Source organism: Mycobacterium sp. MAA66 (assembly GCF_041261665.1).
Classification (GTDB): domain Bacteria; phylum Actinomycetota; class Actinomycetes; order Mycobacteriales; family Mycobacteriaceae; genus Mycobacterium.
In genome coordinates this window covers 142,214-158,736 of sequence record NZ_JBGCCC010000007.1, presented here as the reverse complement: position 1 = coordinate 158,736, position 16,523 = coordinate 142,214, and the positions used below count along the sequence as shown (strand labels likewise).

Below are 16,523 nucleotides of genomic sequence, written 5' to 3'. Positions count from 1 at the left end.
GTACCCGACACGCCGAGGTTTTGGGGACATTAGCGTCTGTTCGCGAGTAGAGGTGACTTACAGGCCGAGGTCGCGCTTGGCGGAGATCTTCGAGCTCAGACCGTGCAGCTGCACGAAGCCCTTGGCCGCGCTCTGATCGAAGCTGTCGCCCTCGTCGTAGGTGGCCAGGTTGAAGTCGTACAGCGACTCACCCGAGCGCCGGCCGTTGACCGTGATGTGCCCACCGTGCAGCAGCAGCCGAATGTCGCCGGACACGTGCTGCTGGGTGTGCTCGACGAAGGCCTCCAGCGAGGCCTTCAGCGGGCTGTACCACAGGCCGTCGTACGTCAACTCGCCCCACTTGCGGTCCACCCCACGCTTGTACCGGCCCAGTTCACGCTCCAGCGTCACGTGCTCGAGCTCGGTGTGCGCGGTGATCAGCACCATGGCGCCCGGGGCCTCGTAGATCTCGCGGGACTTGATGCCGACCAGGCGGTCCTCGACCACGTCGAGGCGGCCCACACCCTGCGCGCCGGCTCGGGTGTTGAGCTCCTGGATGATCGCCAGCACGCTCAGCGGACGGCCGTCGATGGCCACGGGGCGACCCTTGTCGAAGCTGATGATCAGCTCGTCAGGAGCGTTGAAGTTGACCGTCGGGTCCTGGGTGTAGTCGTAGACGTCCTTGGTCGGGGCGTTCCACAGGTCCTCCAGGAAGCCGGTCTCGACGGCCCGGCCCCAGACGTTCTGGTCGATGGAGAAAGGCGACTTCTTGGTGACGTTGATCGGGATGTCGTTCTCCTGCGCGAAGGCGATGGCCTTCTCGCGGGTCCACGCGTAGTCACGGACCGGGGCGATCACCTCAAGCTCGGGGGCCAGCGTGTTGAAGCCGACCTCGAAGCGGACCTGGTCGTTGCCCTTGCCGGTGCAGCCGTGCGCGACGACGGTGCCGCCGTGGCTTCGGGCAGCCTCCACCAGATGCTTGACGATGAGCGGCCGCGAGATGGCCGAGACCAGCGGGTAGCGATCCATGTACAGCGCGTTGGCCTTGATGGTGGGCAGGCAGTATTCGTCGGCGAACTCATCGCGGGCATCGACCACCACGGCCTCGACGGCGCCGCAGTCCAGCGCACGCTGCCGGACCACCTCCATGTCCTCACCGCCCTGGCCCAGATCGATGGCCACGGCGACGACCTCTTTGCCGGTCTCCTTACCGATCCAGCTGATCGCGACCGAGGTGTCCAGACCGCCGGAATACGCCAGGATGACGCGCTCAGACATGTGTCAATCTCCTTCTTGTACAGCTATCTACAGATTCTCAAAAGTGGCGGCGAGCTCGGCGCCGCTCATCGGTTCGCGGGCAACAACCACGATGGTGTCATCACCGGCGATCGTGCCCACAACATAGGGCAGGGCCGCCCGGTCGATTGCACTGGCCAGGTAGTGAGCCGCTCCAGGTGGCGTACGTAACACCGCCAGGTTGCCGCTGGCGTCCGTGGACACCAGCAGTTCGCCGAGCAGCCGGGACATCCGCTCGGTACCGCCGGTCACTCCTTTGACCGGGCTACCGTCCTCGGGGACGATGTACACCCCGGTTCCCCCGTCGGCGCCGCGCAGTTTCACCGCACCGAGTTCCTCCAGGTCGCGCGACAGCGTGGCTTGGGTGATCTCGATGCCTTCCCCGGCGAGCAGAGCCACCAGTTCGGTCTGACTGCGCACCGGGTTGCTGGACAGCAGCGCGACGATGCGTGCCTGTCGTCCAGCCCGCGTTGCGGAAGTCATGCGCGATCCGCCTTCGGCTTCTCGCTGAGAAGTCACGCGCGAACCGCCTTCGGCTTCTCGCTGAGAAGTCACGCGCGAACCGCCTTCGGCTTCTCGCTGGGAAGTCATGTGCTCAGCGCCGTTCCAGCAGCCAGACCAGCAGCGCCTTCTGGGCGTGCAGGCGGTTCTCGGCCTCGTCGAACACCGCGCTCTGCGGGCCGTCCATCACCTCGTCGGTGATCTCGTAACCCCGGTGCGCCGGAAGGCAGTGCAGCACAACGGCATCCGTGTTTGCCCGACCCAGCAGTGCCGAGTTGATCTGGTACGGACGGAACGGGCGAACCCGGTCCAGGCCGTCGTTCTCCTGTCCCATCGAGGTCCAGGTATCGGTAACCAGAACGTCCGCACCATCGGCGGCAGCCTCGGCGTTGTCGGTGACGGTGACGGTCGCGCCGGTGTCGGCGGCCCGTTTCCTCGCGGCCTCGACGAATTGCGGATCGGGCCCGAAACCGCTCGGCGCCGCGATGGTCACACTGATGCCCGCGGTGACGCCGCCCAGCATCAGCGAATGCGCCATGTTGTTGGCGCCGTCGCCGAAGTAAGACATGTGCAGGCCCTCGAGCTTGCCCTTGCGCTCGGCGAGGGTCTGCAGATCGGCCAGCACCTGGCACGGGTGAAACTCGTCGGACAGCGCGTTGACGATCGGCACGGTGGCGCCGGATGCCATGGCGGTCAGGCGTTCCTGGGCGAAGGTGCGCCAGACGATGCCGTCGACGTACCGGGACAGCACCGCGCCGGTGTCCTCCAGGGTCTCCTCACGACCCAGTTGGGTGCTGCGACCGTCGACCACGACCGCATGCCCGCCGAGCTGGGCGATGCCCATCTCGAACGAGAACCGGGTGCGGGTGGAGTTCTTGTCGAAGATCACTGCCACGCCGCGGGGCCCTTCCAGCGGCCGGCGGCTGAACGGCGCCTTCTTGAGTTCTGCAGCCAACGCCAGGACCTCGGCCTGCTCGTCGGGAGTCAGGTCGTCGTCGCGAAGGAAATGGCGAAGTGTCATGAGGCGTCCAGGATTCCGGGAAGGGCAGTGAGCAATGCGTCGATCTGTTCGTCGGTGATGACAAGTGGCGGAGCCAGCCGCACCACGTCGGCCGCGGCGGCATTGACCAGGAACCCGGCGTCCCGGGCCGCGGTCTCGACGGCCTTGGCTTGAGGCGCCGTCAGCACCACGCCGAGCAGCAGCCCGCGGCCCCGCACATGGTCGACCAGTGGATGCCCGAGCGACTCGATGCCGTGCGCCAGGGTCTTGCCCGCGGCATCGGCCCGGTGTACCAGGTCCTCGTCAGCGAGGGTCTTGACGACCGCCAGTCCGGCCGCAGTACACACCGGGTTGCCACCGAATGTGCTGCCGTGCATGCCCGGTTGCATCAGGCCCGCCGCCTCCCCGATGGCCACGCACGCGCCGATCGGCAGACCTCCGCCGAGACCCTTGGCCAGGGTGATGATGTCTGGCGTGATGCCGTCGTACTGGTGGGCGTAGAAGGTGCCGGTGCGGCCGATGCCGGTCTGCACCTCGTCGAGCACCAGGAGCGCACCGCAAGAAGTGGTGATCTCCCGCGCCTTGGCCAGGTAGCCCGCGGGCGGCGTGACCACACCGCCCTCTCCCATGATCGGCTCGAGGAACACCGCGGCGGTCTCGTCGGTGACCGCGGCCGCAAGTGCGTCGGCGTCGCCGTATGGCACGTGGGTGACCTCGCCGGGCAGCGGCAGGAACGGCTCCTGCTTGCCCGGCTGCCCGGTGAGCGACAACGATCCCATGGTGCGACCGTGGAAAGCGCCTTGGGCTGCAACGATTTTGGTGCGCCCGGTCAACCGGGTGATCTTGAATGCCGCTTCGTTGGCCTCGGCCCCGGAGTTGCAGAAGAACACGCGCGTCGTCACCTCGCCGGCGCCCAGTTGCGCGATCAACGCCTCGGCCAACGCGATACCAGGCTCGGTGGCATACAGATTGGAGGTGTGGCCCAAGGTGTTCAGCTGCCGAGTGACGGCCTCGATCACCGCGGGGTGCCGATGGCCGAGCACGTTGACCGCGATGCCGGCCAGGAAGTCCACGTAGGACTTGCCGTCGGCATCGGTGACCACCGCACCGTCGCCGCTGACCAGCGCCACCGGCGGAGTGCCATAGTTGTCCATCATCGCCGACTGCCAACGGGCTTGCAGCGCCTGAGTTTTGGTCGTGTTCTCCATCATGCGGGTACCACCTTTGTCCCCGTCCCTTCGTCGGTGAACAGTTCCACCAACACGCAGTGTTCGACCCGGCCGTCGATGACGTGGGCACTTGGCACCCCGTTGGTCACCGCCCGCAGGCAGGCCTCGATCTTGGGCACCATGCCCGACTCCAGCCTAGGTAATAGTTGTTCCAGTGCGCGCGTGTCGATCTCGCTGACCAGGGAGCCGCGGTCCGGCCAGTCGGTGTACAGACCCTCGACATCGGTGAGCATCAACAACTTCTCGGCGCCGAGCGCCTCTGCCAGCGCCGCCGCCGCGGTGTCGGCGTTGATGTTGTGCACCACACCATCGATGTCGGGAGCGATGGTGGACACCACCGGGATCCGGCCGGCAGCGATCAGGTCGCGTACCGCGTCGGTGTTGACGTGCTCGACGTCGCCGACCAGACCGATGTCGGTGGCAACACCGTCGACGGTGACACTGCGCCGCACCGCGGTGAACAGTTGGGCATCCTCGCCGGTGATGCCGACCGCGTAGGGACCATGCGCATTGATCAGGCCGACGAGTTCGCGGCCGACCTGTCCGAAGAGCACCATCCGCGCAACATCGAGCACCTCAGGCGTGGTCACCCGGAAGCCACCCTTGAAATCGCCTTCGATACCAAGGCGTTTGAGCATGGTACTGATTTGCGGGCCACCGCCGTGCACGACGACCGGTTGAATACCGCAGTTGCGCAGGAAGGCCATGTCGGCGGCAAAGGCGGCCTTGAGGGTGTCGTCGGTCATGGCATTGCCGCCGTACTTGACCACGACGATCTTGCCGTGCAACTGCTTGAGCCACGGCAGCGCCGCGGCCAGCACTGCGGCCTTGGTCGCCGTGCTCAGTCCGGCGGTGGTCATGAGCTGTACGCCGAGTTCTCTTCGACGTAGGCGTGCGACAGGTCGGTGGTCCGAATGGTTGCCTCGCCGTCGCCCATCTTCAGATCGACGACGACCTCGATGTCTTTGCCGGACAGGTCCACGTCCCGCGCACCGGGCGCTCCGGCCCCGTCGATACACACCGCAGATCCGTTGAACGACACACTGATCCGGTCGGCTTCCAGTTCGATGGGTGCGATACCGATGGCGGCCAGCACCCGGCCCCAGTTCGGGTCCGAGCCGAACAGCGCGGTCTTGACCAGACTGTCGCGGGCCAGAGCCCGGGCGCCGACAAGAGCTTCATCTTCGCTGACCGCCCCCTTGACGGTGATCGCGATGCGCTTGGTCACGCCTTCGGCGTCGGCCTGCAATTGAGCGCACAGGTCGTCGCACACTGCCAGCACGGCCGCGTCGAGTTCGCTTTGGCTGGGCCGGATCTCACTGGCGCCGGACGACAGCAGCAACACGGTGTCATTGGTGGAGCAGCTACCGTCGATGTCGAGCCGGTCGAAGGTTCGCGCGGCGGCATGCTTGAGCGCAGTGTTGAGCGCCTCGGCGTCGGCCACGGCATCGGTGGTGATGACCACCAGCATGGTCGCCAGCGACGGCGCCATCATGCCCGCACCCTTGGCCATTGCGCCGACGGTCCACTTGTCGGGGTGGTGCAGTGAAACCTGTTTGGGCACAGTGTCGGTGGTCATGATGGCTCGGGCGGCCTCGTCTCCGCCGGACAGGCCGCCGGCCATCTCGTGCACGATGTCGGTGACACCGGCGAGCACCTTGCCCATCGGCAGCCGGTCACCGATCAGTCCGGTGGAGCACACCGCAACTTCCACGGCACCGGTCTCGGTGCCCCAATCGGACAGTGCTGCGGCAACGGCTTCGGCAGTCTGATGGGCGTCCTGGAACCCACCCGGGCCGGTACAGGCATTGGCGCCACCGGAGTTGAGGATCACCGACCGTAACCGACCGGTGGTCAGCACCTGCTGGCTCCACTGCACCGGTGCGGCCTTGACCTTGTTCCGGGTGAACACGCCAGCGGCGCCGAGGTCCGGGCCCTCGTTGAACACCAGCGCCAGGTCCGGCTTGCCAGATGCCTTGATACCAGCGGCAATCCCGGCGGCCCGGAAGCCTGCGGGTGCGGTGACACCCTGGTTGCGATGCAAGGTCACGGTGCTACTCCCACGGTGGATAGTCCTTCGGTTTCCGGCCAGCCCAGGGCGAGGTTCATGGACTGCACTGCGGCACCACCGGTGCCTTTGGTCAGGTTGTCGATGGCGCACAGTGCCACCAGCGTCTGGGCGTCCTCGTCGACGGCCACGGCGATCTGGGCGGCGTTGCTGCCGATCACCGAGCCAGTCTTGGGCAGCTGCCCTTCGGGCAGCAGATAAATGAACGGTTCACTGGCGTAGGCCTTTTCGTACGCTGCCCGGATTTCGTCGAGGGTCGCTGTGGTGCGTGCGGTACAGGTGGCCAGGATGCCGCGCGAGGTGGGAATCAGTACCGGGGTGAACGACACCGTCACGTCCTGGTCGGTGACTGCCCGCAGTCCCTGGGCGATCTCCGGGGTGTGCCGGTGGGTGCCGCCGACGTTGTAGGCCCGGGCCGAGCCGATGACCTCGGATGCCGACAAGTCGACTTTGGCGGCCCGGCCGGCGCCCGAGGTACCACTGACCGCCACCACGGTGACCTTCGGTTCGACCAGCCCGGCGGCGACGGCGGGCACCAGTGCCAGCAGCGCCGAGGTCGGATAACACCCCGGTACCGCAACACGTTTGGTGCCCTTGAGGCTGTCACGGCCCCCGGGCAATTCAGGCAGTCCGTAGGGCCAGCTGCCCGCGTGCTCGGATCCGTAGAACTTCTCCCAGGCGCTCGCATCGGTGAGGCGGAAGTCGGCGCCGCAATCGACGATGAGAGTGTCGGGCCCCAGCTGCTGTGCGAGCGCGGCCGAATGTCCGTGCGGCAAGGCCAGAAACACCACGTCATGGCCGGCCAGTACCTCGACCTCGGTCGGCTGCAGGACCTGCTGCGCCAGCGGCAGCAGGTGCGGGTGGTGCTCACCGACCGTGGTGCCGACGTTGCCGGCGGCGGTCAACGCGCCGATGGTGAGGCGGCCATCGGCGTACGCCGGATGGCCCAGGAGTAGGCGCAGGATCTCGCCACCGGCGTAGCCGCTGGCGCCGGCGACAGCCACAGAAGTCATGCCGACAATTCTGCATGGTTATGCACCAACTTGCAAACCAATTAGTCGAGCGTGTCGCACACAGGTCAGCGGCGGTGCTCAGCCCCGACCTGCTCGGCGGCCAGTGCCACTGCAGCGTCACGGGCCGCGCTGGCCTCGTCTTCGGTGAGGGTCCGGTCGGGTGCCCGGAACCGCAGGGCGAGGGTCAACGACTTACGGCCCTCGCCGATCTGCGGACCGGTATAGACGTCGAACAGCCTGACATCCTCCAGCAGCTCCCCGGCACCGGCTCGCACCACGTCCACCACCGTCGCCGCGGCAACCTCGCCGGCAACGATCAAGCTGACGTCCTGGAACACCGCTGGGTACGGCGATACCGACGGCACGATCGCCCGCTCGATCACCGGGATCGCGTCGAGATCCAGTTCCACCGCACAGGTGCCCTTGGGCAGCCCGGTGCGCTCGATCACCGCAGGATGCAATTGGCCGGCATAGCCGACGACGATGTCACCGACCAGAACCTCGGCGCAGCGGCCCGGGTGCCACGGAAGTTCCTGCGCGGCACGCAACGTCACCTCGACACCGCAGGCGCGCGCGATGATCTGCACCGCTTCGAAGGCATCGGTGGCCTCGACAGCCCGACCCGCACCCCATGGCCCGGCGGGTTCCCGCAGGCCGGTCAGTACAGCTGCTACGTGCAGCGGCTGACGGGGCAGCGCGCTATCGATCTCGGCGCGCTCTGCGTCGGTGGGACGACGGTCCACTGGGATCGGTGCCAGCGCCCGGGTGGTGGGCGTGGCCTGCACCACCTGCTCGATACCGAACAGCGCAACATCGGCCGCGCCGCGGGACACGTTGCGCACCAACGCTTCCAGCAGACCCGGCAGCAGCGTGGTGGCCAGCTCGGGCCGGTCGGCTTCCAGCGGGTTGAGCACCGAAACAGTGGCGCGACGCGGGTCATCGGCGTCCAGACCCCAAGCATCCAACACGCCGGCGGGCAGGAACGGCGTCGGCAGAACCTCAACGAAGCCGCCCAGCGCCAACGACTTCCCGATGGCGCGGCGGCGCTGCTGGGTCGGCGTCAGACCACGGCCGGCAGGGGCCTGCGGCAACACCGACGGAATGGCGTCCAACCCCTCCAGTCGCAACACTTCTTCAACCAGGTCGGCAGGCTGCTTCATGTCAGGTCGCCAACTCGGCGGCACCACCGTGGCAGTGTTGCCCTCGACGGTCACCGCGGCACCGATCTGAGTGAGTCTGCGCACCGTGGTGCCCTCGGGATAACCGACCCCGGCGAACCGATCCGGCAGGTCCAGCGCGATCGCAACGGGCGGCTGCGACCAGTCCGCCGCGGCGCCCTCGCAGCGCCAGTCGGTGAGCGTGGGTTCGACTGTGCCACCGGCGATCTCGGCCAACAACGAAGCGCAGCGATCCAGTGCGGCCCGGGAGATCGCCGGGTCGACGCTGCGCTCGTAACGACGGCTGGCCTCACTGACCAGGTGCAGCCGGCGCTGGGTACGCGACACCGCGGCCGGATCCCACACTGCTGCCTCCAACAGCACGTCAGTGGTGGTGTCCCGGACTTCGGTGGTGCCGGCGCCCATCACGCCGCCGATGGCCGCGGTGGCCACGTCGTCGACGATCAGCACGTCACCTGAATCCAGTTTGCGCTCAACATCATCGAGGGTGACGACGGTCTCCCCCGGCTTGGCGAACCGCACATCGAAGCCGCCGGTGATCAGGCTGCGGTCGTGGGCGTGCATCGGATGACCCAGTTCGAGCATCACGTAGTTGGTGACGTCGACGGCCGGCGAGATGGCCCGGATACCGGACAGCAGTAGACGACGCTGCAGCCACCACGGTGACACCGCCGCCGGGTCGATACCGGCCACCGGACGCAGCCCGAAACGCTGCACGCCGGTGCCCGGCTGCACAGTCAGCGGCCAGGCCTCACCCTCGACGGGCAAGGCCGGGACGTCGGCGGGGTCGACGAAATCCAGGTCGAAAGCACAGGCGATCTCGCGGGCCATGCCGCGGATCGACAGGCAGTAGCCGCGGTCCGGCGTGACGGCGAGGTCGAACACCACGTCGTCCAGGCCCAGCACCTCGGCGCCGGAGGCACCGGGTTCGGCGGCGTCCGGCGGCAACACGATGATGCCGGAATGGTCGGAGCCGAAGTTCAATTCGGCCGCCGAGCAGATCATGCCGTCGGACACCCGACCGTAGGTCTTGCGCGTCGCGATCTTGAAGTCGCCAGGCAGCACGCAGCCCGGCAACGCTGCCACCACCAGGTCACCGACGGCAAAATTCCTTGCACCGCAGACGATGTCACGGGGCTCAGCTTCGCCGACATCGACCTTGCAGGCCCGGATGGGCTTCTTGAACTCGGTGAGTTCCTCGATCTCGACGACCCGGCCGACAGTCAGCGGACCGGTGACCGGCCCAGCGACGATGACGTCCTCGACTTCGTGGCCGATCCGGATGAAGGCCTGCTCCAACTCTTCTGGTGACACGTCCCAACCCGGAGCACCGGCCTGGACCGCTTCGCGCAGCCAGCTGTAGGGAATACGCATCAGGCACCCACCCCGAACGGCAGGGAGAAACGCACGTCACCCTCGACCATGTCGCGCATGTCAGGAATTCCGTTGCGGAACTGCAGGGTTCGCTCCAATCCCATGCCGAAGGCAAATCCGGAGTATTCGTCGGGGTCGATGCCGCAGGCCCGCAACACATTCGGGTTGACCATGCCGCAGCCACCCCATTCCACCCAGCCGGGGCCGCCCTTCTTGTCCGGGAACCACACGTCGACCTCGGCCGACGGTTCGGTGAAAGGGAAGAAGTGCGGACGGAACCGGGTGCGGCCTTCGGGACCGAATTGGGCCCGGGCCAGCGCGTCGAGGGTGCCACGCAGGTTTGCCATGGTCAGGCCCTTGTCCACGGCCAGACCCTCGACCTGATGGAACACCGGGGTGTGGGTGGAGTCCAGTTCGTCGGTCCGGAATGTGCGGCCGATCGAGACGATGTACACGGGCAGTTCGCGTTCCAGCAGCGCGCGGATCTGCACCGGCGAGGTGTGGGTGCGCAGCACCTGCCGCGAACCGTCCGGGGCGACATGGAAGGTGTCCTGCTCGCTGCGGGCCGGGTGGTCCGGCGGGAAGTTCAGCGCATCGAAGTTGAACTGCTCGGTCTCGACCTCGGGGCCCTCGGCCAACTCCCAGCCCATCGCCACGAAGGTGTCGGCGACGTTCTCGGCCAGGATCGTGATCGGGTGCCGCGCACCGATGGGCTGACGGGTGGACGGCAGCGTGACGTCGATGCGCTCGGCGACCAGTGCCGCCGCGTCACGCTCGGCCCGCAGCACCACCAGACGAGCGTCGTAAGCCTCCTGCGCGGCTCCGCGCGCGACGTTGACCCGCTTGCCGGCATCGGAACGGGCCTCCTTCGGCAAGGTGCCCAGTGCCTGACGAGCGAGCGCGATCGGCGCCTTGTCGCCCAGGTGGTCGGTCTTGGCGCGTGCCAAAGCGTCGAGGTCAGCGGCCTGGTCGAAGGCGCGGCGGGCCGCGTCGACCGCAGCGGTCAGTTCTTCTTCGGAAAGTCCCCCGGAATGCTCACTGCCCTGCTCAGCCACCCCGAGATCATAGCGACGGGCACCCAGGTGGCCGCGATACCCTCACGCGGTGCTCCTGCGTCCGATGATCGTGGCGATCCTTTGGTTGTGTGCAGCGGTGGCCGCCGCCGCAGCGGTGGCCGTAGATGGGTGGTGGGCGGTGCCCGCCATCGCGGTCCTGGCACTGGCCGCGCTGGGCACCTGGGATCTGGCTCAGACGCGTCACTCGATCCTGCGGGCCTATCCGGTGTTGGGCCACATTCGGTTCCTGATGGAGTTCGTGCGCCCGGAGATCCGGCAGTACTTCATCGAGTCCGACACCGAAGCCACGCCATTCGACCGGGAGACTCGTGATTTGGTCTACGAACGGGCCAAGGGCACCAAGGGCGATGAGCCGTTCGGCACCGAGCGCGACGTCAACGCGGTCGGGTACGAATTCCTGCGTCACTCGCTGCGCGCACGCACTGCCGACGACCTCGGTCCGCGGGTGCGCCTCGGTGGACCGGATTGCTCGCAGCCATACGACATCGCGGTGCTGAACGTCTCGGCGATGAGCTTCGGGGCCCTGTCGGCGAACGCCATCGAGGCACTCAATCGGGGTGCCGCACTGGGCGGATTCGCCCACGACACCGGCGAGGGCGCCATCAGCCCGTACCACCTGCGCGGTGGCGGCGATCTGATCTGGGAGATCGGCTCGGGGTACTTCGGATGCCGCGACGCCGACGGCCATTTCGATGCCGGGACCTTCGCCGAGAAGGCAGCGCTACCGGCGGTCAAGGCCATTTCGATCAAGCTGTCGCAGGGCGCCAAACCGGGCCTGGGCGGGGTGCTACCCGGCCCCAAGGTCTCTCCCGAAATCGCCGCGACCCGTGGAGTTCCCGTGGGCCGCACCGTCATTTCCCCGCCGTCGCACAGCGCTTTCGGCACCCCGACCGAGCTGGTCGAGTTCATCGCCACTCTGCGGCGGCTCTCCGGGGGCAAGCCGGTCGGGTTCAAGTTGTGCGTCGGTGCACGAACGGAATTCCTGTCGATCTGCAAAGCGATGATGGCCAGTGGCATCACGCCGGATTTCATCATCGTGGACGGAGCCGAGGGCGGAACCGGCGCGGCGCCGCAGGAGTTCGAGGATCACGTCGGCATGCCACTGACCGAAGGCCTGATGCTGGTGCACAACAGCCTGGTGGGGACGGGATTGCGGGACCGGATCCGGGTCGGCGCCTCGGGCAAGGTCGCCAGCGGCGTGGACATCGTCAGCCGGATTTGTCAGGGCGCCGATTTCACCATGGCGGCGCGCGCGATGATGTTCGCTGTCGGTTGCATTCAGGCGCGCGCGTGCCACACGAACCGCTGCCCAACCGGTGTGGCCACCCAGGACCCCGCCCGGTCCCGGGCATTACATGTTCCGGACAAGGCGAATCGCGTCCACAACTTCCAGCGTGGGACGGTGGCCAGCGCCGCACAGATCGTGGCGTCCATGGGACTGGACGGCTTTCATCAGTTATCCCCGGCGATGCTGAACCGTCGGGTCGACCGCCAGCGCACGCAGACCTATGCCGAGATCTACGAGTGGCTGACGCCGGGTGAACTGTTGAATCATCCGCCCGAGTCGTGGCGGGCGGACTGGGCCGCGGCTCGCGCCGACGAGTTCGTCTGACGAAAACGGGTGACCAACACGGTCGTAGCGAGACCGAGCAGGCTCGCCGGGATTCCGACCACCATCAGTTCTGGCAGGTGAACCAGCACCGCATAACCGAAACCCGTGCCCAGCCGGAACAACGCGCGGCGAGGTCGAGTCCACACCGTCGGCGGTTCCAGCCGGGTCGAGATCACCATGCCCAGCATCAACGCGACCACGTGACCGATATCGGTGAAGTCGGTACTGACCACCACAACTGCCGCCGCGGCCGGTAGCCACCAGCCGAACCACATCGGCTTGAACCGCCGTGGCACTGCCGAGGTCAGCGCACCGACCACCGCCATCACCCCGTAGCTGACACCCACGTCGGCGGCCCGACTGATCGATCGCGGCAGCCAGCCCGATTCGACTGCCAACACCAGGCCGCCCGCAACCAGGATGGTCGCTCCGACGTGACCGACAATGAAAACGGTCGCCAACCTGCGCCCGTACCAGAGCAGCTCAGCGGCAGCGAGCAGACAGACCAGGCCGGGCAGCCACAGATAGACCAGATCGGTGTCGGCGACGAACGCGCTGCCCAGCAGGGTGCCGATCCGGCCGTGAGCGAGGTTGTGCAGATTGGTGCTTGCGTACCGGACGACGTTGTCGCGCACTTTCGGCCCCAGCACCACCAAGGTCACCATGACGACGGACAAAGCCACGGTGTAGATGACGGTGACACGAACCCGGGCCAGCCGGGACCACACCGCCGACAGCATTACTCCAGCCCGTCGGTCTCGCTGAATTCGATCTCGGACGCCCCGTCCTTGCGCGGCTTGACCCAATACATGGCCAGGTCATCGGGCACACCGGCGATCTTCGGCGCGAACAGCTGCTTACGCACTTTCTTGGTGGTCACCCCGAGCGCATCGAGTTGCTCATCGCTGATCTGTTCCAGGGCCACCTGCGACATGACCAGTCCGCCCTTGGTGGCGCGCTCCATGACCCTGGCCGCAATGTTCACATCGACGCCCAGCCAGTCCGAGCCGATGCGCTGGGGCCGCCCGGTATGAATGCCGGCTCGCATCTTGGGCCGATATCCGTCGATCTCAACGCCACCGAGCGCGTCCATCGCCGCCAACAGGGCACGCAACGCCGTGACGGGATCGCGGAACACCGCCATCGACCCATCGCCCATGCGCTTGACGATGTGGCCGCCGGATTCGAGCATCGGCGTTTCCACGACTTGGGTGACCCTGCGCAACAAGCGCAGTGTGGTCTCGTCGCCGACCCGCAGCGACCAGGTGGAAAACGCGACCAGATCGGTGAAGACGAGAGTGACTTCCGCGTTGGCCGGTCTGCCCGAGACCCGTTCGGTCAACGCCTGCCACAGCTGCAGCCCGGCGAGGCTGACCTCGTGCGCTGCGCCGCGGCGCGGCAACAACCGGTCCGCCGCACGCGCTACCGCGCTGGGGCCACCTTCACCAGCCGTCGACAGCGGGTCCCCGAATTCAGGATCTCCCGGTAATGACCGACGTGCGCGCCGGACAAAGTCGATGACGGCCGGACTGTGATTGGTGCTCTGCAACCACGCCAACGGTCCACTTGAGGTTGGCGCTGGGTAATGCGATGCGCCGATCTCGCCTATCCCGTCGGATCGTTCTTCGAACGATTCGACATCCACCACGTCACCCTAGGTCGCCGTTCTGCGGCCCGGCAACGATCACCGCGGCAAGGTGTGTCACACCGCACTGAAGTCGCTGGTCACCGGTGCATGAAGCTCGGATGGACGATGTGTAACAGTGCCGCGCGCCCCGCGTCGCGATCGTAGACAACACACGTTGTCACCGATTATCGTGACGACCATCACCTCGGTACCACCACCAGCGAGGACACCATGGACGCGAGCTCAACGACGACCGCGAACGCCACCGCGGACACCGAGGACTTCGACCTGGACCCACTCGGGCCCGACTCGCTGACCTGGAAGTACTTCGGAGACCTGCGTACCGGAATGCTCGGCGTCTGGATCGGCGCGATCCAGAACATGTATCCCGAACTCGGTGCCGGCGTCGAGGACCATTCGATCCTGCTGCGCGAACCGCTGCAACGGGTGGCACGGTCGGTGTACCCGATCATGGGCGTGGTCTACGACGGCAAGCGCGCAGCGCAGACCGGGGCCCAGATTCGCAGCTATCACAACACCATCAAGGGCACCGATCACGACGGCCGGCGGTACCACGCGCTGAATCCGGAAACCTTCTACTGGGCCCACGCCACCTTCTTCATGCTCATCATCAAGACCGCCGAGTACTTCTGCGGCGGCCTCACCGACGCCGAAAAACACCAGCTGTTCGATGAGCACGTGCAGTGGTACCGGATGTACGGGATGAGCATGCGGCCGGTTCCGCAGACCTGGGAGGACTTCCAAACCTATTGGGAGCACAAGTGTTCCGAGGAGCTGGAAATCAACCGGGCGACACTGGACATCTTCACCATCCGCATCCCCAAACCCTGGTTCGTGTTTCTGCCGACCGCGCTGTGGGACGAGATGTTCAAACCGCTGGTGGCCGCCCAGCGGTGGATCGCCGCGGGCGTCTTCGACCCAGTGGTGCGGGAACGCGCCGGCATGCACTGGACTCCCGGCGACGAGGTGCTGCTGCGGATCTTCGGCAAGGCCGTGGAGTTGGCATTCCTGGCTGTTCCCGAAGAGATCCGTTTGCACCCAAGGGCATTGGCTGCATTCAGGCGAGCGTCGGGTCACCTACCGGCTGACGCACCGCTGGTCGAGGCCCCCGGGTTCATGGCCCCACCCAGGGACCGCTGGGGACTGCCGATGCATTACGTGCCGCAACACAAGTCACTGCTGGAACGCGCCGGTTCACTGGTGCACACCACATTCTCACTGGCCGGCCTCGCTCGAGGTCGGCAGAACCCCGGAAAGGCTGCCTGAATTCATGCTTGAGTGGTCCGACGTCGATCTTGCCGTGCGCGACGCCGTTCGCGAATTTGTCGACAAGGAGATCCGCCCGCACGTTGACGAGCTCGAGGGCGGCGAAATGGAGCCGTACCCGATCATCCGGAAGCTGTTCGCCACGTTCGGGATCGACGCGATGGCGCGTGAGTCGCTGGAGCGGCGGCTGGCCAGGTTGCGCTCCGGTGAAACCTCGGACCGTAAGCCACGGGCGTCGGGCGGCATGTTCGGCGGCGGACCCGACCAAGCCGGCATGGGCATGGTGCTGATAGGCGAATTATGCCGGGTCAGTTCGGGTTTGGTCACCGGCGTGGGCGTCAGCCTGGGACTGACGGTGCCGACCATCCAGAGCCGGGGCACTCTGGCACAACAGGAACGCTGGCTGCCCGGCCTGGTCACCTACGAGAAGATCGGCGCCTGGGCGATCACCGAACCGGACTCCGGCTCAGACGCTTTCGGTGGCATGAAGTCCTACGTGGTGCGTGCCGCGGATGGTTCAGGCGACTACATCCTCAACGGCCAGAAGACTTTCATCACCAACGGACCCGACGCGGACATCGTGGTGGTCTACGCCAAGTTGGACGAGGGTGACGGGGCCGACAAGCGCGACCGCAAGGTACTGACCTTCGTGCTGGACCGCGGTATGGAGGGCTTCGTTCAATCAAAGCCGTTCCGCAAGATGGGCATTCACTCGTCGCGCACCGGCGAACTTTTCTTCAACAACGTACGTCTGAGCCGGGACCGGCTGCTGGGCGAGACCGAGGAGAACAAAGCCGGCGACGGCCGGGACAGCGCCCGGTCCAGCTTCTCCGCCGAACGCGTCGGTGTGGTCTCGATGTCACTTGGCATCATCGAGGAATGCCTGCGGCTGTGCGTGGACTACGCCAAGACCCGGACGTTGTGGGGCAAGGAGATCGGGCAGTTCCAGCTGATTCAGCTCAAGTTGGCCAGCATGGAGGTGGCCCGAATGAACGTGCGCAACATGCTGTTCCGGGTGATCGAGTCCGGTCAGCAGGGCCGGCCGATCCCACTGGCGGAGGCCTCGGCGATGAAGTGGTACTGCTCGCAGGCCGCCACCGACGTGGCGATGGATGCCATCCAGCTGTTCGGCGGCAACGGGTACATGACCGAGTACCGGGTGGAGCAGCTGGCCCGCGACGCCAAGTCGCTGATGATCTACGCCGGCAGTAACGAGGTACAGATCACCCACGTGGCCAAGGGACTCTTGGCCTGACCCAGTCACCGATACTGCGTATAGCCTT

At 66.5% G+C, this 16,523-nt stretch carries 14 protein-coding genes; 3 read left to right on the top strand and 11 right to left on the bottom strand.

Going from position 1 to position 16,523, the window contains the following annotated elements; genetic code table 11:
• Positions 1-57: 57 nt before the first annotated feature.
• From ABIA30_RS19760 to pheS, 9 genes are all read right to left on the bottom strand, one after another.
• Complete coding sequence (locus tag ABIA30_RS19760; protein WP_370068443.1) at positions 58-1,257, bottom strand: argininosuccinate synthase; 1,200 nt, start codon at positions 1,255-1,257, stop codon at positions 58-60.
• 27 nt (positions 1,258-1,284) lie between these two features.
• Entirely contained in the window at positions 1,285-1,758 is a 474-nt protein-coding gene (locus ABIA30_RS19755) for an arginine repressor (RefSeq protein WP_370068441.1), read from the bottom strand.
• A 112-nt stretch (positions 1,759-1,870) separates the two neighbouring features.
• Entirely contained in the window at positions 1,871-2,797 is a 927-nt protein-coding gene (gene argF / locus ABIA30_RS19750) for an ornithine carbamoyltransferase (RefSeq protein ID WP_370068439.1), read from the bottom strand.
• Entirely contained in the window at positions 2,794-3,987 is a 1,194-nt protein-coding gene (locus tag ABIA30_RS19745; protein ID WP_370068437.1) for an acetylornithine transaminase, read from the bottom strand. Before ABIA30_RS19745 ends, argF begins: the two co-directional genes overlap by 4 nt.
• Positions 3,984-4,865: an acetylglutamate kinase gene (argB, locus tag ABIA30_RS19740; RefSeq protein WP_370068435.1), complete on the bottom strand. Its 882-nt coding sequence runs from the start codon at positions 4,863-4,865 to the stop codon at positions 3,984-3,986. Before argB ends, ABIA30_RS19745 begins: the two co-directional genes overlap by 4 nt.
• A complete protein-coding gene (gene argJ / locus ABIA30_RS19735) occupies positions 4,862-6,076 on the bottom strand; it encodes a bifunctional glutamate N-acetyltransferase/amino-acid acetyltransferase ArgJ (protein ID WP_370068625.1) in 1,215 nt (404 codons plus the stop codon). Before argJ ends, argB begins: the two co-directional genes overlap by 4 nt.
• Complete coding sequence (gene argC / locus ABIA30_RS19730; RefSeq protein ID WP_370068433.1) at positions 6,052-7,086, bottom strand: N-acetyl-gamma-glutamyl-phosphate reductase; 1,035 nt, start codon at positions 7,084-7,086, stop codon at positions 6,052-6,054. The genes argJ and argC overlap by 25 nt, the downstream gene beginning before the upstream one ends.
• 65 nt (positions 7,087-7,151) lie before the next feature.
• Entirely contained in the window at positions 7,152-9,638 is a 2,487-nt protein-coding gene (gene pheT, locus ABIA30_RS19725) for a phenylalanine--tRNA ligase subunit beta (protein ID WP_370068431.1), read from the bottom strand.
• Positions 9,638-10,645, bottom strand: a complete 1,008-nt coding sequence (gene pheS / locus ABIA30_RS19720; RefSeq protein ID WP_370068623.1) for a phenylalanine--tRNA ligase subunit alpha — start codon at positions 10,643-10,645, stop codon at positions 9,638-9,640. Before pheS ends, pheT begins: the two co-directional genes overlap by 1 nt.
• 112 nt (positions 10,646-10,757) lie before the next feature.
• On the opposite strand from pheS, the gene ABIA30_RS19715 reads away from it, so the two are divergent.
• Positions 10,758-12,326 carry an FMN-binding glutamate synthase family protein gene (locus ABIA30_RS19715; RefSeq protein ID WP_370068621.1) on the top strand — a complete coding sequence of 523 codons (1,569 nt, stop codon included), beginning with the start codon at positions 10,758-10,760 and terminating at the stop codon, positions 12,324-12,326.
• On the opposite strand, the gene ABIA30_RS19710 is transcribed toward ABIA30_RS19715, so the two are convergent.
• Both ABIA30_RS19710 and ABIA30_RS19705 read right to left on the bottom strand, forming a co-directional pair.
• Positions 12,266-13,066 carry a rhomboid-like protein gene (locus ABIA30_RS19710; protein ID WP_370068429.1) on the bottom strand — a complete coding sequence of 267 codons (801 nt, stop codon included), beginning with the start codon at positions 13,064-13,066 and terminating at the stop codon, positions 12,266-12,268. The two genes, ABIA30_RS19715 and ABIA30_RS19710, sit on opposite strands and share 61 nt — an antisense overlap.
• Complete coding sequence (locus tag ABIA30_RS19705; RefSeq protein WP_370068427.1) at positions 13,066-13,971, bottom strand: adenylate/guanylate cyclase domain-containing protein; 906 nt, start codon at positions 13,969-13,971, stop codon at positions 13,066-13,068. Before ABIA30_RS19705 ends, ABIA30_RS19710 begins: the two co-directional genes overlap by 1 nt.
• A 213-nt stretch (positions 13,972-14,184) precedes the next feature.
• Between ABIA30_RS19705 and ABIA30_RS19700 the strand changes: the two genes are divergently transcribed.
• Entirely contained in the window at positions 14,185-15,240 is a 1,056-nt protein-coding gene (locus ABIA30_RS19700) for an oxygenase MpaB family protein (protein ID WP_370068425.1), read from the top strand.
• A 4-nt stretch (positions 15,241-15,244) separates the two neighbouring features.
• Entirely contained in the window at positions 15,245-16,495 is a 1,251-nt protein-coding gene (locus ABIA30_RS19695) for an acyl-CoA dehydrogenase family protein (RefSeq protein WP_370068423.1), read from the top strand.
• Positions 16,496-16,523: the final 28 nt, after the last annotated feature.

Excerpts from the sequence above, each read along its gene's own strand:
- ABIA30_RS19760 (WP_370068443.1), bottom strand. The coding sequence starts at position 1,257 with ATGTCTGAGCGCGTCATCCTGGCGTATTCCGGCGGTCTGGACACCTCG.
- ABIA30_RS19755 (WP_370068441.1), bottom strand. The coding sequence starts at position 1,758 with ATGACTTCCGCAACGCGGGCTGGACGACAGGCACGCATCGTCGCGCTG.
- argF (WP_370068439.1), bottom strand. The coding sequence starts at position 2,797 with ATGACACTTCGCCATTTCCTTCGCGACGACGACCTGACTCCCGACGAG.
- ABIA30_RS19745 (WP_370068437.1), bottom strand. The coding sequence starts at position 3,987 with ATGATGGAGAACACGACCAAAACTCAGGCGCTGCAAGCCCGTTGGCAG.
- argB (WP_370068435.1), bottom strand. The coding sequence starts at position 4,865 with ATGACCACCGCCGGACTGAGCACGGCGACCAAGGCCGCAGTGCTGGCC.
- argC (WP_370068433.1), bottom strand. The coding sequence starts at position 7,086 with ATGACTTCTGTGGCTGTCGCCGGCGCCAGCGGCTACGCCGGTGGCGAG.
- pheT (WP_370068431.1), bottom strand. The coding sequence starts at position 9,638 with ATGCGTATTCCCTACAGCTGGCTGCGCGAAGCGGTCCAGGCCGGTGCT.
- ABIA30_RS19715 (WP_370068621.1), top strand. The coding sequence starts at position 10,758 with ATGATCGTGGCGATCCTTTGGTTGTGTGCAGCGGTGGCCGCCGCCGCA.
- ABIA30_RS19710 (WP_370068429.1), bottom strand. The coding sequence starts at position 13,066 with ATGCTGTCGGCGGTGTGGTCCCGGCTGGCCCGGGTTCGTGTCACCGTC.
- ABIA30_RS19700 (WP_370068425.1), top strand. The coding sequence starts at position 14,185 with ATGGACGCGAGCTCAACGACGACCGCGAACGCCACCGCGGACACCGAG.
- ABIA30_RS19695 (WP_370068423.1), top strand. The coding sequence starts at position 15,245 with ATGCTTGAGTGGTCCGACGTCGATCTTGCCGTGCGCGACGCCGTTCGC.